The 15659-nt window shown below is 55.5% G+C and carries 13 protein-coding genes and 2 tRNA genes; all 15 read left to right on the top strand.

Annotation, left to right across the window (positions count from 1 at the left end; translation table 11 throughout):
- On the top strand, positions 1-2737 hold a 2737-nt coding region (locus tag GTO89_RS16495; protein WP_207708939.1), incomplete at its 5' end, for an S-layer homology domain-containing protein.
- 301 nt (positions 2738-3038) lie between these two features.
- Positions 3039-3302, top strand: a complete 264-nt coding sequence (locus GTO89_RS16490; RefSeq protein WP_161263193.1) for a phage tail protein — start codon at positions 3039-3041, stop codon at positions 3300-3302.
- A gap of 24 nt (positions 3303-3326) precedes the next feature.
- Positions 3327-3581 carry a phage tail protein gene (locus GTO89_RS16485; protein WP_161263192.1) on the top strand — a complete coding sequence of 85 codons (255 nt, stop codon included), beginning with the start codon at positions 3327-3329 and terminating at the stop codon, positions 3579-3581.
- 16 nt (positions 3582-3597) lie between these two features.
- Positions 3598-5241 (top strand): cadherin-like beta sandwich domain-containing protein, encoded by a 1644-nt coding sequence (locus GTO89_RS16480; protein ID WP_161263191.1) that lies wholly within the window; start codon positions 3598-3600, stop codon positions 5239-5241.
- A gap of 422 nt (positions 5242-5663) precedes the next feature.
- Positions 5664-6308: a phage tail protein gene (locus GTO89_RS16475; RefSeq protein ID WP_161263190.1), complete on the top strand. Its 645-nt coding sequence runs from the start codon at positions 5664-5666 to the stop codon at positions 6306-6308.
- A gap of 423 nt (positions 6309-6731) precedes the next feature.
- The gene (locus tag GTO89_RS16470; protein ID WP_407929503.1) at positions 6732-7781 is read left to right on the top strand and encodes a galactose ABC transporter substrate-binding protein; all 1050 of its coding nucleotides are present in this window, start codon (positions 6732-6734) and stop codon (positions 7779-7781) included.
- A gap of 90 nt (positions 7782-7871) precedes the next feature.
- Entirely contained in the window at positions 7872-9413 is a 1542-nt protein-coding gene (locus GTO89_RS16465; RefSeq protein WP_161263189.1) for a sugar ABC transporter ATP-binding protein, read from the top strand.
- A 25-nt stretch (positions 9414-9438) separates the two neighbouring features.
- Positions 9439-10452, top strand: coding sequence for a galactose/methyl galactoside ABC transporter permease MglC (mglC, locus tag GTO89_RS16460; RefSeq protein ID WP_161263188.1), 1014 nt, complete (start codon positions 9439-9441; stop codon positions 10450-10452).
- A 189-nt stretch (positions 10453-10641) separates the two neighbouring features.
- On the top strand, positions 10642-11598 hold the full coding sequence (locus GTO89_RS16455; protein ID WP_161263187.1) for an ROK family protein: 957 nt from the start codon (positions 10642-10644) through the stop codon (positions 11596-11598).
- Between the two features lie 173 nt (positions 11599-11771).
- Positions 11772-12632: a class II fructose-bisphosphate aldolase gene (locus GTO89_RS16450; protein WP_161263186.1), complete on the top strand. Its 861-nt coding sequence runs from the start codon at positions 11772-11774 to the stop codon at positions 12630-12632.
- Between the two features lie 78 nt (positions 12633-12710).
- Positions 12711-13781, top strand: coding sequence for a bifunctional phosphoglucose/phosphomannose isomerase (locus GTO89_RS16445; protein WP_161263185.1), 1071 nt, complete (start codon positions 12711-12713; stop codon positions 13779-13781).
- 7 nt (positions 13782-13788) lie between these two features.
- Positions 13789-14763 (top strand): 1-phosphofructokinase, encoded by a 975-nt coding sequence (gene pfkB, locus GTO89_RS16440; protein WP_161263184.1) that lies wholly within the window; start codon positions 13789-13791, stop codon positions 14761-14763.
- A 37-nt stretch (positions 14764-14800) separates the two neighbouring features.
- Positions 14801-15190, top strand: coding sequence for a VOC family protein (locus GTO89_RS16435; protein WP_161263183.1), 390 nt, complete (start codon positions 14801-14803; stop codon positions 15188-15190).
- Positions 15191-15268: 78 nt separating this feature from the next.
- A tRNA-Arg gene (locus tag GTO89_RS16430) sits at positions 15269-15343 on the top strand.
- A 6-nt stretch (positions 15344-15349) separates the two neighbouring features.
- Positions 15350-15425, top strand: a tRNA-Trp gene (locus GTO89_RS16425).
- Positions 15426-15659: the final 234 nt, after the last annotated feature.

Here is a 15659-nt window from a genome sequence, read left to right as displayed (position 1 = left end):
CTTGACCGCAACGCAGCAGTACACAGGAACAGTAAATAAGACATACAGCGCTACAACAGTGACAGCTTCGCCCAATCCATCGGTATTTGGGCAACAAGTTACCTTATCAGCAACCGTGGCGGCAAACCCTTCGGGCGCAGGCACACCTACGGGCACGGTCAGTTTTTCTGACGGGCACATATTGATGGGAACCGCTTCATTGTCCGGTGGCAGCGCATCCCTATCTTCAATGTCGTTAGGCATTGGTTCTCACACGATTACCGCCGCCTACAACGGGGACAGCAGCTTTGCAGAATCGACAGGAACGATCGATGTAACAGTGCTTCCGGAAGCATCAATCAGCACCCACCCAAGTGACACGACGGTGGATGAAGGCGGCAATACAGCCTTTGCGGTGACGGCAGCGGGAGTGACAACGTATCAGTGGCAAGTAAACAGTGGGTCAGGATTTACGGTTATTACTGATGGCGCGCCGTACAGCGGGGCAACGACGGCAACGCTGACAATCACGAACGCAACGGCTGCCATGAACGGTTATCAGTATCGAGTGATTGCCAGCGGCGGCCAATCGGTCACATCGAATGCCGCAACGTTGACAGTCACTTCGAGACCGGCAGCCCCCACCATCGTCAACACAGTTGCTGGAAATGCAATGGTTCGCCTTACGTGGAATGAAGTTTACGGCGCAACAGGCTATAAAGTTTTCCAAAGCATGACGTCCGGCTCGTATGGGGCCGAAGTCCTTACTGTAAGTCAATCGGTGTATAGCGCGGATGTGACCGGACTGACAAATGGCACACAGTATTATTTTGTTGTAAAGACGCTTAAGGGGAGCTTGGAAAGTCCCTTCTCCAATGAAGTGCATGCAACACCGCATGTGCCCTCTCCAGATACGCCGGTATTGTTGTCAGCCATCGCCGGAGATGCTCATGCAATGCTTACATGGCAAGAAGTTCCCGGCTCAATAGGCTATAAAGTGTACCAAAGTGAGACTTCTGGAAACTATGGTTCCGCAACCGCTACTGTTGCTGAGTCTGTTTACAGTTATGATGCGACAGGATTGACCAATGGCAGGATGTACTATTTTATAATCAAAGCGACGAACCCGGGAGGAGACAGTGTTGCTTCCAATGAATTAAGCGCAACACCGATGACAGTCGCAGGAGCGCCGACGAATGTGACGGCTGTCGCCGGAAGTGGGCAAGCGATTATCACCTTCACGGCACCAATGGACAATGGCGGCAGTCCGATCACCGGATACGAAGTTATTGCTTCGCCAGGCAATGTGGTGGTCACAGGCGCAACCAGCCCGATTACCGTGACGGGGTTAACGAATGGAACAAGTTATACCTTTACCGTAAAAGCGATTAACGGAGTCGGACGCAGCGCATCCTCTACTGAATCGAACGCGATTACACCGAGGTCTTCATCATCAGGTGGCGGCGGCGGCAATAACGCTGCACCAAGCCCAACAACGCAATCCGGCACAGGAGCGAGTGTTCTCGTCAACGGCAGAGAGGAGAATGCGGGTTCAGTTTCGGCAACCACCGTAAACAATCAAACTGTAACCACCGTAGCTGTTGATGAGAAAAAGTTGGAGGAAAAACTCAGGGCGGAAGGACAAGGCGCTGTCGTTACGATTCCGTTCAGCACAAAGGCGGATGTAGTTGTTGGTGAACTGAACGGTCAAATGGTAAAGAATATGGAAACCCAGCAAGCCGTTCTTGAGATTAAAAAAGAAAATGCGATATACACGCTCCCGGCGCAGCAAATCAACATTGACGCCGTTTCGGCTCAAATCGGATCGGCGGTTGCCTTGAAAGATATCAAGGTAAACATCCAAATTGCTGAGCCGACAGCGCAAACGGTCAAAGTGGTTGAAAATGCGGCAATTAAAGGAACATTTACGATTGTTGCGCCTCCGGTAGAGTTTAAGGTCAATGCATCATACGAAGGCAAAACGGTAGATGTATCGAAGTTCAACGCTTATGTTGAACGTACTGTGGCAATTCCCGAAGGTGTCGATCCGAAGAAGATTACAACCGGTGTTGTGATCGAACCAGACGGAACAGTACGCCATGTGCCGACGAAAGTCTTGCAGATTGCCGGGAAGTATTATGCGATTATCAACAGCTTGACCAACAGCACCTACTCGGTTATATGGCATCCGCTCGAATTCCAGGATGTTTCTAAGCATTGGGCGAAGGAAGCAGTGAACGACATGGGTTCGAGAATGGTCATCAGTGGCGTAGGGAATGACATGTTTGAGCCTGACAGGGATATTACCCGTGCCGAATATTCGGCGATCATGGTAAGAGCATTAGGCTTGAAAGCCGGAGTCGGCAACAATCCCTTCAGTGATGTGAAAGCTGACCAATGGTATACAGACTACATTAAGACAGCCCATGAATACAAACTCATTTCAGGGTATGAAGACAATACTTTCCGGCCGATGGATAAAATCACTCGTGAACAAGCCATGGCCATGACGGCAAGGGCGATGAAGATGACTCGATTGAAGGTAGAACTGGGCGACGGAGAAGCGCAAAAGCAGTTGTCTCAGTTCAACGACTGGAAAGAATCATCGGAGTGGGCGAGAGAGGACATGGCTGCTTGTATCAAGATTGGAATGGTGTCAGGAAGGGACAAGGGTAGCGTTGCGCCAAAAGAGAGCATCACAAGGGCAGAAGTGGCAACAATCGTCAGAATGCTGCTCAAGAAGTCGGGATTGATTTAACTTACGCGGTTTGTCTCCGGTCTGAGGCGATGAGTTAATACTCATTGCCCAGACTGGCGACAACCACCGCATTTAGGCCGGAGAACTGGAAACGGTGTTTCCTTTGTGCTGAAGCATCGTAGATTTGGGGGAACGAGAAAATAGTCTGAAAATTTGAACAAGAAGGAGGAGACGAGCAGAAGGGAGGGGGATGGAAAACGGATTGATATTAACGACTCCTGTAACTTCCGGAAGAGTTCCCTGACTTCAATGTAAGTGCACCAATCGACTTTTGCAAAGAAATGATGAGGAGGATGAATTTATGGATCCTATTTTAGGACAGATCCAGATTTTTGCATTCAACTATGCTCCAGATGGCTGGACATTATGCGATGGAAGGCAGCTTCAGGTGGCACAAAATCAAGCGCTCTTTTCTCTTATTAGCAATACCTATGGCGGCAATGGCACCACCACATTCAACCTGCCGGATCTGAGAAATGCAATCCCTTTCCCTTCCGCAAACCCGTCGGCGCCATTCTGCGCCTATTACATTGCGACGTCGGGCACGTATCCGATTCGACCCTAATCTGAATGAAAGGGGGGCGCCAAAATGGATGAACCATTTGTAGGCGAAATCATGCTATTTGCATTCTCCTCATTTGTCCCGCAGGGTTGGTTAAAGTGTGATGGCACCGTGTATAACTGGCAACCATACCAAGCGCTCTTTGCGTTGATAGGCAACACCTATGGCGGCAACGCGCAGCAGCAAACGTTTGCCGTACCCGACTTGACGGGGGCAGAACCGGACCCCCATACCATGTATTGCATAGCCTATCAAGGCATCTGGCCGCCAAGGCCGTATTAGAGAGGGGGGAATCGAGTTGCCGAACCCTGTGAATATCACCCAAGGCAAGATCGTCTCGGCAAGCGGTTATGTAACGCCCTATGAACCGGCCAGAGCGATTGATGGCTCTACTGCGCCCTACAGCAGGTGGCTTGTCGCCTCTTCGAGCGGTTGGTTGATGGTGAATCTAGGCGGTATGTTCAAGGTTACCAATTGGGGCGTTACGTGCATCGGCCAGGCGGGATGGAGTCAGACATGCAATTTAAGTAACTTCAAACTCCAGGTAAACACCAGTTCCGTAGCAAGTCCTGTATGGATCGATGTAGATCCCGTGATGGGGAATACAGCCAACACAATTAGTCGGACCGTAGCGGTTAAAGCAAATGCATTAAGGCTTCACATCGCCCAAGGGGATTCAAGGCCGGTAAGCCAACTTGCTTCGATACTTAACTTCAGCGCAATGGGCTATGCGCTTACGAATAACGCGTACTTGGCGAATCTTACCCTCAGCAGCGGGACATTGAGCCCTGTTTTTTCCTCAAGCCAACTTTCTTACAGCGCTGCAGTGGCCAATAGTGTGGCAAGCATTACGGTTACCCCTACGGTTCAGGACCCTGACGCCACCATTACCGTCAATAATCGGGCCGTGGCGAGCGGAGCAGCGTCCCAGCCCATTAGCCTTAATGTTGGGCAGAATACAATCACAGTAACGGTGACATCTCCGGATCTATCGACAACGAAAACATACACGATAACTGTCACAAGACAGTCCGTGTCTGCAAATGCCGATTTGTCTAACCTTACCATAAGCAGCGGCACGCTCACGCCTGGCTTTACTTCTGCCAACACCTCCTACAGCGATACAGTGGCATCAAGCGTATCCACTGTAACAGTGACGCCAACAGCTGCAGATGCGTCCGCAACGATCAAGGTGAATGGGCAGGTTGTCGCGAGTGGAACAGTGTCTCAGGCCATCAGTCTGAATACAGGAAGCAACAGCATAACCGTCAATGTGACGGCTCCCGATGGCGTGACAACAAAACAGTACACGATCACCGTTACAAGACCGTCTTCCGATGCGAACCTGGTAAGCCTTGCCGTAAACAATGCGCCGTTGCCGATCCCCTTTACCGATCCGAGCCCCGTGTACAACCTTTCGGTGGAAGCAGATGTAGCCAGCGCTACGGTAACACCCACGGCAGAAGACCCGAACGCAACGATCAGGGTCAATGGACAGGTGGTAGCGAGCGGAAGCCCTTCCCCGGCGATCACCTTGACGACAGGAGTCGCTACGCCGGTGCAGGTTGTGGTCACGGCGCAGGATGGGACGACCACAAAGACATACACAGTAAACATCACAAGGCAAGCCTATACAACCAAATTGACAGCACTTATAGTCCAAGCGGGGAGAAATCCTGTAACCCTTAATCCTCCAACATTTAGCGGAACGGTACTTTTCTATACGGCTGTTGTTTCCAACACGACAACTGGTGTAACAGTGAAACCGACTGCAGCGTACCCGAATGATGTAAAAATAACCGTAGCCGGTAATCTAGTTCCCAGTGGGGGAACATCGCCCCAGGTAACTTTAACAGGAAGCAGTACGGATATATTGATTGTTGTGCAGTCAAAGACCGATCCCAGTCTCAGTACGCAGTATAAAGTGACAGTCACGAAATAACCGCACACTGCAGTTAGTCAATCCCCCCTACGGGAGTATGAACTGCACTTCGGAAAAGCTGCCGATCTACTGCCGAAATGTAAAATAATTGATGTTAGATGATAAACCCCGGTACGAACTGATAATCGTACCGGGGTTTTTTGTCTATACACCCGTTCATTGAGCGCTTACGCAGGAGGTCGACCATTGGCACTTATAAAATAACAATAAATGGTGGGTGATGCATTGCAAAGACTGCTGATTGACAAACAACGCAAAACCAATGTATATTAAATTTAAAGATAATTTTCCATATACATAGTATGACATACAGTAAATTATATGAATTATTGAAATTGTATTTACCTTACAGGAGGAGGGTGGTGGGGAACTGGGGCTTCGGCAACTGGAGCAAAATGAATTGAAAGGAAGTTGATGCGGGGATGGAGTTTTATGTAGGGATGATCCTTCCTTGGGCAGGTTACAAAGTCCCGCAGGGATGGCTGGTGTGTGACGGGAGCTTGCTTCCAATAACCAACGAATATTCATATCTATTTAATGTGATCGGAACGAAATATGGCGGAAATGGGACAAGCAACTTCGCTCTGCCGAATCTATCCGGGCGCGTGGCCGTAGGTGATGGGTATCTTCCTATGCCGGGTGGGGGAACATTTGTACAAGGAACGACCAGTGGAAATATAGAAATCCAATTGACATCCAACAATATTCCACCCCATACACATACCATTAACGCGGGAAATCAACCGGGTGTTAAATTCACTGGGTCTGCGACCGTGCAGATCACCGCTTCGACAGACAACTCCACTATCGGATCCTCTGTTCCCACGAATAACGCCTATCTGGGGCCCTGCACGGGTGCAGGAAAAGCTGGTGGCCTGTACTTTTCAACACTAACAGCAGGCAAGACGGCAACATTAAGCGGCGGTGTCGTCAACACGAGTTCCTTGAATGTCTCCGGTTCCACTGATTCGACTGGCCTTAGTGAGTACGTTAACATAATGCAACCCTATACGGTTATCAAGTATATTATTTGTTATCAAGGTGTCTTTCCTCAATTTGGGGATTAGCACGTAGAAACCTTGCGTATGTTCCCGCCTGTCGACAAGATGATTGTCGGCAGGTTTTCTTTTTCATGCTATACTAATATTTTCCAACATACTACCCGTACCAGCAAACAACGTAACATGGGGATGTGTTCGACACAAAAGAAATTATAACAACAAGAACAAATACCCGTTGACAGAAAACATCGTTAGTACTACCATACAGAATATAGTGATAATTAACGCAAAAACAATCTCGCAAAAAAAAACAATGCGATTCCCTGAGATTTCCGTTGTTTTATCGGTTCGCGACCCCGATTGCGCTTATGCGGCCAATTACAATGTAGAGATGCAGCGGCGGAGACGTACATAGGATCCTTTCGCAACCAGCCGCCGTTTCTACGTTGTAATGATAGGAAACACCAAATTACTGTAGGGGGTTGTTATGTGAAAGGGTACGTGAAAGGGCTGCTCGTCTCCACCCTGCTCCTCGGAGCCATGGCATCAGTGGCCGGTTGTTCCAGTTCCGGCGGTTCCCAGCCGGCGGCCTCGAAGGATGCCAAAGGCAATTCCATGATCGGCGTCGCCATCTACAAGTTTGACGACACCTTCATGACCGGCGTCCGCAACGCCATCGCCAAGGCGGCCGAAGGCAAGGCTCAGGTGGATATCGTCGACAGCCAGAACTCGCAGCCGACGCAGAATGACAAAGTGGATCTGTTCATCACCAAGAAGGCCAACGCGCTCGCCATCAACCCTGTGGACCGCACCGCTGCCGGTGTGCTCATCGACAAGGCGAAGAAGGCCAACACCCCCGTTGTCTTTTTCAACCGCGAACCCTTGCCGGAAGACATGAAGAAGTGGGACAAGGTCTACTATGTGGGAGCGAAAGCCGAAGAATCCGGCACGATCTCCGGCCAGTTGATTGTCGACTACTTCAAGAAACACCCCGAAGCCGATAAAAACAAGGACGGCGTCGTCCAATACGTCATGCTGAAGGGCGAGCCGGGCCACCAAGACGCCGAACTGCGCACCAAGTACTCCGTCAAAGCCGTGGAAGACGCCGGCATGAAGGTGGAGAAACTGGCCGAAGACACGGGCATGTGGGACCGCGTCAAAGGCCAGGAAAAGATGGCCGCTTTCCTCGCCGCCAACGGCGACAAGATTGAAGCCGTCTTCGCCAACAACGACGACATGGCCCTCGGCGCCATTGAAGCCCTGAAGGCGAAAGGCTACTTCAAAGACGGCAAGTACATGCCCGTCGTCGGCGTCGACGCCACCGCCCCGGCCCTCAAAGCGCTGGAAGAAGGCACCCTGCTCGGCACTGTCCTGAACGACGCCGTCAACCAGGGCAAAGCCACCTTCAACATCGCCAACGTGCTGGCCCAGGGCCAAACGCCGACCAAGGACAACACCAGCTATGAAATCGTCGATGGCAAATACGTCTGGGTTCCCTACAAAAAAATCACCAAGGAAAACATGAATGACGCCAAATAAGCCCTGAAGGGCAGAGAAGGCAAGGGGGCAATGTAGGCTTACGTTGCGCCCTTGCTTTTTCTCATTCCGCGAAAAAGGGAGGCGCGCCCCATGGCGGAAACGGGATACCTGCTCGAGATGAACCATATCGCCAAAAGCTTTCCCGGCGTCAAAGCCCTCGATGATGTGACGCTGAAGGTGCGCGCCGGCACTGTCCACGCCTTGATGGGTGAGAACGGCGCCGGCAAATCGACGCTGATGAAGTGTTTGTTCGGGATCTACAAACAGGATGCCGGCGAGATCCTGCTGGACGGAAAGCCGGTGGAGATCCGGAACTCACGAAACGCCCTGGATCTGGGCATCTCCATGATCCACCAGGAGTTGCACCCGGTGCCCCACCGGAGTGTCATGGAAAACATCTGGCTTGGCCGGTTTCCCTTGACCGGCTTCGGTCCCTTCAAGCTGGTCGATGAACAAAAGATGCGCCGGGACACGGAAGACCTCTTCCGGGAACTGGGCATGGACATCAAGGCGGACACGCTGGTCAAGCACCTGTCCGTCTCCAAAATCCAGTCGATAGAAATCGCCAAAGCCGTGTCTTTTCACTCGAAGGTCATCATCATGGACGAGCCGACCTCGTCGCTCACCGGCAACGAGGTGGAACATCTCTTTCGCATCATTCGCGATCTGAAGAGCCGGGGAGTGGCGATCATTTATATCTCCCACAAGATGGAGGAGATCCTAGAGATCTCCGATGAGGTCACCATCATGCGCGATGGCCGCCGCATCGGAACCTGGCCGGCAGCCGATCTGACGACCGACATGATCATCGCCCGCATGGTCGGCCGCGACCTGACCCAGCGCTTTCCCGAACGGAGCAATGTGCCCGGCGACGAGGTGTTGCGCGTGGAGAACCTCACATCGCCGCTGCCGAAGTCTTTCAGAAATGTCTCCTTTGCCTTGCGCAAAGGGGAGATCCTCGGCATCGGCGGGCTCGTCGGCGCCCAGCGCACAGAACTGGTGGAGGCGCTCTTTGGTCTACGCTCCTTGTCGGGAAACTTTTTCGTCAAAGGGAAACCGGTGCGGATCAAGTCGCCCGCCGACGCCAAGAAGCACAAGATCGCCCTGCTGACGGAGGAGCGGCGGGTGACGGGGATCTTTCCCGTCTTGCCGGTGTTGGAGAACACCGTCATCGCCAAACAGGCGCGCTATGAGACCGCCTACCTGTTACTCGATGAAAAACAGCGGCGCAGCGATGCGGCGGCCAGCATCGAGAAGCTGCGGGTGAAGACGCCGTCGATGATGACGCTGATCAAAAACCTCTCCGGCGGCAACCAGCAGAAGGTGCTCCTGGCCCGCTGGCTGCTGACGGATCCGGAGATTCTCCTGCTCGATGAACCGACGCGGGGCATCGATGTGGGCGCCAAGTTTGAGATCTACACGATCATCGCCGAACTGGCCAAGCAGGGCAAGAGCATCATCATGATCTCTTCGGAGATGCCCGAACTGCTGGGCATGTCGGACCGGATCATGGTCATGTGCGAAGGCCGCTTGACGGGCATCCTCGAGGGGAACGGCGCCACAGAGGAAGAGATCATGCGCCTGGCGACGCAGCGGGCAGCCGGCGCGGCAAGCCGGCAAGGGGCCGAATGATGGCACGTTGAGGAGGGAACGAGATATGAATAGTGAGACCAAGAAGATTCAGGAGTTCTTTTTGCAGTACGCCATCTACATCGTGCTGGCCTTGCTGATTGTGTCCATCGCCGTTTACGACCCTCGATTCTTGTCGGTGACGACGTTCCGCGATATCCTGCTCCAGTCGTCGACACGGGTGATCATCGCCTTGGGCGCCGCCTTTGTGCTGATCACCGGCGGCGTGGATCTGTCCACCGGCCGTGTCGTCGGTCTGACGGCTGTGTTGTCGGCTTCCATGCTGCAGGTGGCGGACTACTCGCGCCGCTTTTTCCCGGACATGCCCGATCTGCCCCTGTGGCTGCCCATCGTCATCGCCATCGCGGCCGGTCTCGTCATCGGTGTGATCAACGGGGTGATCGTGGCCAAGTTGAGCGTCCCGCCCTTCATCGCCACGCTAGGCACGATGGTCATCGTTTACGGCGTCAACTCCATCTACTTTGACATGAAGCCCAACGAATCGCAGCCCATCGGCGGTCTACGGCCGGATTTTACCAATCTCGGCTCGGGCGCCATCGGTGACGGTCCCTACTCGATCCCCTACATTGTCATCTTTGCGGCGGTGATCGCCCTGATCGTCTGGGTTGTTTTCAATAAGACGCGGCTCGGCAAAAACATGTACGCCATCGGCGGCAACGTCAACGCCGCCGTCGTCTCCGGGATCAATGTGGCGGCCAACCTGATCCTCCTCTATGCCATCGCCGGCGCCCTCTACGGCACCGCCGGGGTGCTCGAGGCGGCCCGGACCGGCGGCGCCACCAACAACTACGGCAACATGTACGAACTGGACGCCATCGCCGCCTGCGTCGTTGGCGGCGTATCGACGACAGGCGGCATCGGCACCGTGCCGGGCATCCTGGCCGGCGTCCTGATCTTCGGCGTCATCAACTACGGCCTCACCTTCATCGGCATCAACCCCTATTGGCAGTTGATCATCAAGGGGTTGATCATCGTTGTGGCCGTCGCCTTTGATATCCGGAAGTACTTGACCAAGAAGTAGGGGGAAGGCCCACATTTCCATGTGATGTCTGACAGGGCGGAGCCGCTCAAACCAGATAAAACGAGCCGGACAAAAAGCGCCAGCCCAAATGGTTCGGCAAAAGGAAGCCAATGATAACGCCGGCCAAGACGACGCGAGGCAGAGTGATTACGGGCATAAGGCAGAAGAAAGAAGGGGACGAAGGGCCAGATGTACTTTATCGGTTTGGATTTGGGCGGGACTAAAATCGCCACCGCCTTGATCAATGAACGGGGTGAGGTGTTTCAGACAGACAGGCGCATGACAGAGGCCCACAAAGGTCCGGCCCATGTCTTCGCCGCCATGAAAGCCTCGATCAACGCGGTCACCGGCGCGGTGCCGATGAGCGTTGTCGAGGGAATCGGACTGGGCATCCCTGGCCTCGTGGACCTCCAAAAGGGCGCCAGCATCTTTGCCGGCAACCTCGGTTGGGATCATGTCCCCGTGTTGGACGTCTTTAAGCGGGAATATGGCCGCCCTGTTTTTATGGACAACGATGTCCGTGTCGCTGCGCTGGGGGAGAGACACTTCGGCGCCGGCCAGGGGATCGCCAACCTGATCTACATCACCGTCGGGACCGGTGTCGGATCCGGGATCATCATTGATGGCCGCCTGTTCCGGGGGACGACCGACAACGCCGGCGAGATCGGCCACATGACCATCGACCCGGACGGATTGACCTGCAACTGCGGCAACCGGGGTTGCCTGGAGGTCTACGCCTCGGCGCCCGCCATCGCCCGGCGGACTCGGGCCTATATCCAGGCTGGCCACTTTACGAAGATGACGGCCATGGTGGAAGGCGATCTCGCCCGGATCTCGGCGGCCGTCCTATCGCAGGCGGTAGAGGCCGGCGACGGCCTGGCGCAGCGGATCATGGAGGAGACGGCCGAATACCTGGGCATCGGCCTCGCCAGCTACATCAACCTGATCAATCCCACCCGGGTGATCATCGGCGGCGGCGTCTCCCTGGCGGGAGAAAAGCTGTTTGCGCCCCTGCGGCAGGTGATTCAAAAGCGGGCCATGCAAAACATCGCGGCCAATGTGGAGATCCGGCCGGCCCTGCTCGGCGATCGATCAGGCATGATCGGCGCGGCGGCGCTGGCGATGGAGCACCTGGGGTGCAAGTAGGCCATCGGGGGCATCGCGGGGTCATTCCCGCGGTCATTCCTGGGGTCATTCCCGGAGGCATCCCGCTGGGGCGAGCAGTTCGCCTTCGGGCAGATCCCTGTTCGCGACCGCTCACCGCGGAAAAGGGAATCGGAGGATACCGTCAAAAGGCGCATAAAAAAGGGGGATTCATCTTGCCGCTGATCTCATCAAAAGCGATGCTTGAAGAGGCGACCGCCGGCGGGTACGCCATCGCCGCCTTCAATGTACATAACCTGGAAACGCTGGACGCCGTCATGAAAGCTGCCTGGGAGGAACAGGCGCCGGTGATTTTGCAGACGACGCCGGGCACCTGCAAGCATGCCGGCATCAAGTACTTGGTTGCCATGGCGACGGCCGCCGCCGAGACGTTTCCGCTGCCGGTCGCGCTGCACCTCGATCACGGCGACAGCGCCGACCTGGCCTACCGGTGCATCGATGGCGGCTACTCGTCGGTGATGGTCGACGGTTCCCACCTGGCCTTTGAGGAAAACATCGCCCTCGTCAAGGCGGTTGTCGATTACGCCCGTGAGCGGGGCGTGCAGGTGGAGGCGGAACTGGGCCGCATCGGCGGCGTCGAAGACGATTTGACTGTCAACGACAGTGAAGCCGCCTTCACCGACCCCGAAAAGGCGCGCGAGTATGCCGAACGCACCGGCATCGATTCCCTGGCCATCGCCATCGGGACGGCCCATGGCATGTACAAGGGCGAACCGACGATCGACTTTGACCGGCTCGGCAAGATCCGCGAACAGATGGCCATCCCGCTGGTGCTGCACGGCTGTTCCGGCCTGCCCGACGGGATGGTCAGACGGGCCATCGCCATGGGCATCTGCAAGATCAACATCGCCACGGAACTGAAAATCGCCTTTGCGGCGGAACTGCGGGCCTACCTCGAGGCCCATCCGGAGGAGACAGACCCGCGGAAGTACCTGAAGAGGGCCCACAGCTCCGTAAAAGACCTGGCGCGGGTGAAGATCCGCTTGGCTGGCGCGAACGGCAAGGCGGACAGGTGAGGGAAAGGCGCCCCTTACACGTCGCGGAAGAGCGTAAGACACTTTCTTAATAAGATACTTTCTTAAGGAGAGAGATGGATGATCGACCTGAATGATGTTCAGAAGATCCGGGAACTCGACTCGATGGGGTCGCTGGTGACGACGGAACACTATGCGGAACAGTTTGCCGAAGGGCTCGCCCTGGCGCAGGCCTTTGGGCTGGACAACCCGGGCCGGGCCTTTCATGAGATCCTTATGCTGGGAACTGGCGGCGGTTCCTCGGTGAGCGGCGGCCTGCTTCGTTCCTATCTCTTCGACGAGCTTCCCCTGCCCCTGGCAATCAACCAAGGTTATCATGTGCCGGCCTATGTGGACGCCAACACCCTCGTCTTCGTCATCTCCCATTCGGGCAATACAGAAGAGATCCTGAGCGCCTACGATCAGGCCGTCGAACGAGGCGCCTTCTGTGTCGCCGTCACCGCCGGCGGCAAGCTGGCCGACCGGTGCCGGCGCGACGGCGTTCCGTACCTGATCGTGCCGCCCGATATCGGCCACCCGCGCCGCGATTTGGGCTACATCTTTATCCCGCTGCTGGTGATTCTGGGAAAACTGGGCATCATTGAGGATAAAAGGGCAGACATTGAAGGGGTGATCGACTGTTTCGCCGCCTTGAAACAGCGCTACGGGGCAGACTGTCCGATCGGCGACAACCTGGCGAAACAGATCGCCATCGACCTTCAGGGATACATCCCCCTCGTCTATGGCTCCCTGGACTACTATGATGCCGTCGCCTGGCGGATCAAAAACCAGTTTGGGGAAAACAGCAAGCTCATGGCCTTTTACAACGTCATCCCCAATCTCCATCACGACGAGGCCGTTGGTTGGGATATGCCGCAAGAGCTTCTGTCTCGCTTCTACCTGCTGATGTTGCGGGATCGGGAAGCCGATTCGGAAAAGCTGGCGAAGCGCAAGGACATCTCCCGGGATATCCTCCGGGATCGCATGGGCAAGGTGACAGAACTGCATGCGGAAGGGCAAGGGCGCCTCGCGCGGATGTTTTCACTCGTCTACCTGGGCGACTTTATCAGCCTCTACGCGCCCATCTGCCGAGGCGTCGATCCGACGCCCGTCGATGTGATCAACCTCTTTAAGAAAAAAATGGCGGAGTGATGCCCTCTTGATCCTCACCGTTACATTAAATGCAGCCATCGACAAGACCTACCGGGTGGAGCGTTTTCAGGTGGGCGATGTCAAGCGCGTCAAAAAAGTGATTGCGACGGCGGGCGGCAAGGGACTCAATGTGGCCCGCGTCATCCACGCCCTCGGCGAGCCGGTGCTGGCGACCGGCTTCGCCGGCGGCTTTGCCGGACGGTTCATCGAAACCAAATTGGACGAGCAGCAGGTCGCTCACGATTTCGTCCGATTGGATGGGGAGAGCCGGACCTGCATCAATATCATCGATGAGGCGACAGGGGTACAGACAGAGGTCCTCGAACCGGGACCGTCCGTCTCACCCGCCGATACGGAACGCTTGTTGGCGCGGTTCCAAGCGGCGCTCGAACGCTGCACTGTCGTCACCTTGTCCGGCAGCCTGCCCCAAGGGATCGACCGGGATATTTATACGCGGCTGATCGCCTTGGCGAAGGGGGCCGGGAAAAAGGTCATTCTTGATACGAGCGGGGAGCCCCTGGCAAAAGGCATGGAGGCGGCCCCCACGCTGATCAAGCCGAACCGGGACGAGGTGGGTCAACTGTTGGGCCACCGGATCCGCGATGCCGGCGAGGCGGCAAGGGCGGTCCGGGAATTGCTGGCCCTGGGGCCGGAGAATGCGGCCATCTCCCTGGGCAGTGAAGGGGTCGTGCTGGGGTGGGGCCCCCGTCTGCGTGACAGCAAAGGCAGCCGGGCCGGCAGCGCCACCGTGCTCTGGGCCAAACCGCCGGCGATCGAGCCGGTCAACACGGTCGGCTGTGGCGACGCGATGGTTGCCGCTTTTGCCCTGGTGATGAGCCGTGGGTACGCCGCGGAGGCGATGGTCCGCTTTGCCGTCGCCGTATCCACTGCTTCGGCCCTGACCGCCGAAACGGGCGGCTGCTGCGTCGACGATGTGGCTAATTTGATGGAACGAGTCGAGGTGCGGCAACTGGGCCGGTAACGGAAAGCCGGGAGGAGAGCGAAAATGGGGTGTTCCGATGAAGATCCATCATGTGGCGATATGGACGAACAAGCTCGAAGAAATGCGGGATTTCTACTGTCTATACTTTGGGGGAACGGCGGGCGCGAAGTATCGCAATGAAAGGAAACAGTTTGAATCCTATTTCCTTTCCTTCGACGCAGGCGCAACGCTTGAACTCATGGGCGTGCCCGAACTGGGGTCGGTGGGTGAAGCCGCGGGGCCGCCTATCGCCGGTTTGGCCCATGTCGCCTTCGCGACGGGAGCGCGGTCAACGGTAGATCAATTGACGGAACGACTGCGGAGCGACGGCTACCGGGTGATCAGTGAGCCGCGGGTAACCGGCGATGGCTATTATGAGAGTTGCGTCCTCGACCCGGACGGGAACCGGGTGGAAATTACGGAATGATTTTCCCGTTTGACATTTGGCCTTGGGCGTGGTAAGATGCAATCCTGTTCTGGTAAACGTGCCGACGCACGAAATGAAGCGCCCGTAGCTCAGTGGATAGAGCACTGGTCTCCGGAACCAGGTGCGCAAGTTCGATTCTTGCCGGGCGCACCATGATATAGGGGAGTAGCTCAATCGGTAGAGCGGCGGTCTCCAAAACCGTAGGCTGCGGGTTCAAGTCCTGTCTCCCCTGCCAAGCTCATCTTCCTCATCTTCGATGATGAGCAAAGCGAGAACGGCAATTCTTCCTGAAATTTCTGGTTGCATTGTCGCCACATTGGTGGTAAGATACTTTTTGTGTCACGGGTGGCAAGACAAACGGTGCTTGCTAAAAACAAAGCAATAACGGTGATTTTCCTAAAAAGTCCTGTTGACAATTGCGATCGACCGTGATATCATAAGCTTCGCCCGGTAAACGGGCAAGAAAAAA

The organism is Heliomicrobium gestii (assembly GCF_009877435.1).
Classification (GTDB): Bacteria; Bacillota; Desulfitobacteriia; order Heliobacteriales; family Heliobacteriaceae; genus Heliomicrobium; species Heliomicrobium gestii.
Note: the sequence above shows the minus strand (reverse complement) of the source record. Positions and strands in the feature narration are given on the sequence as shown.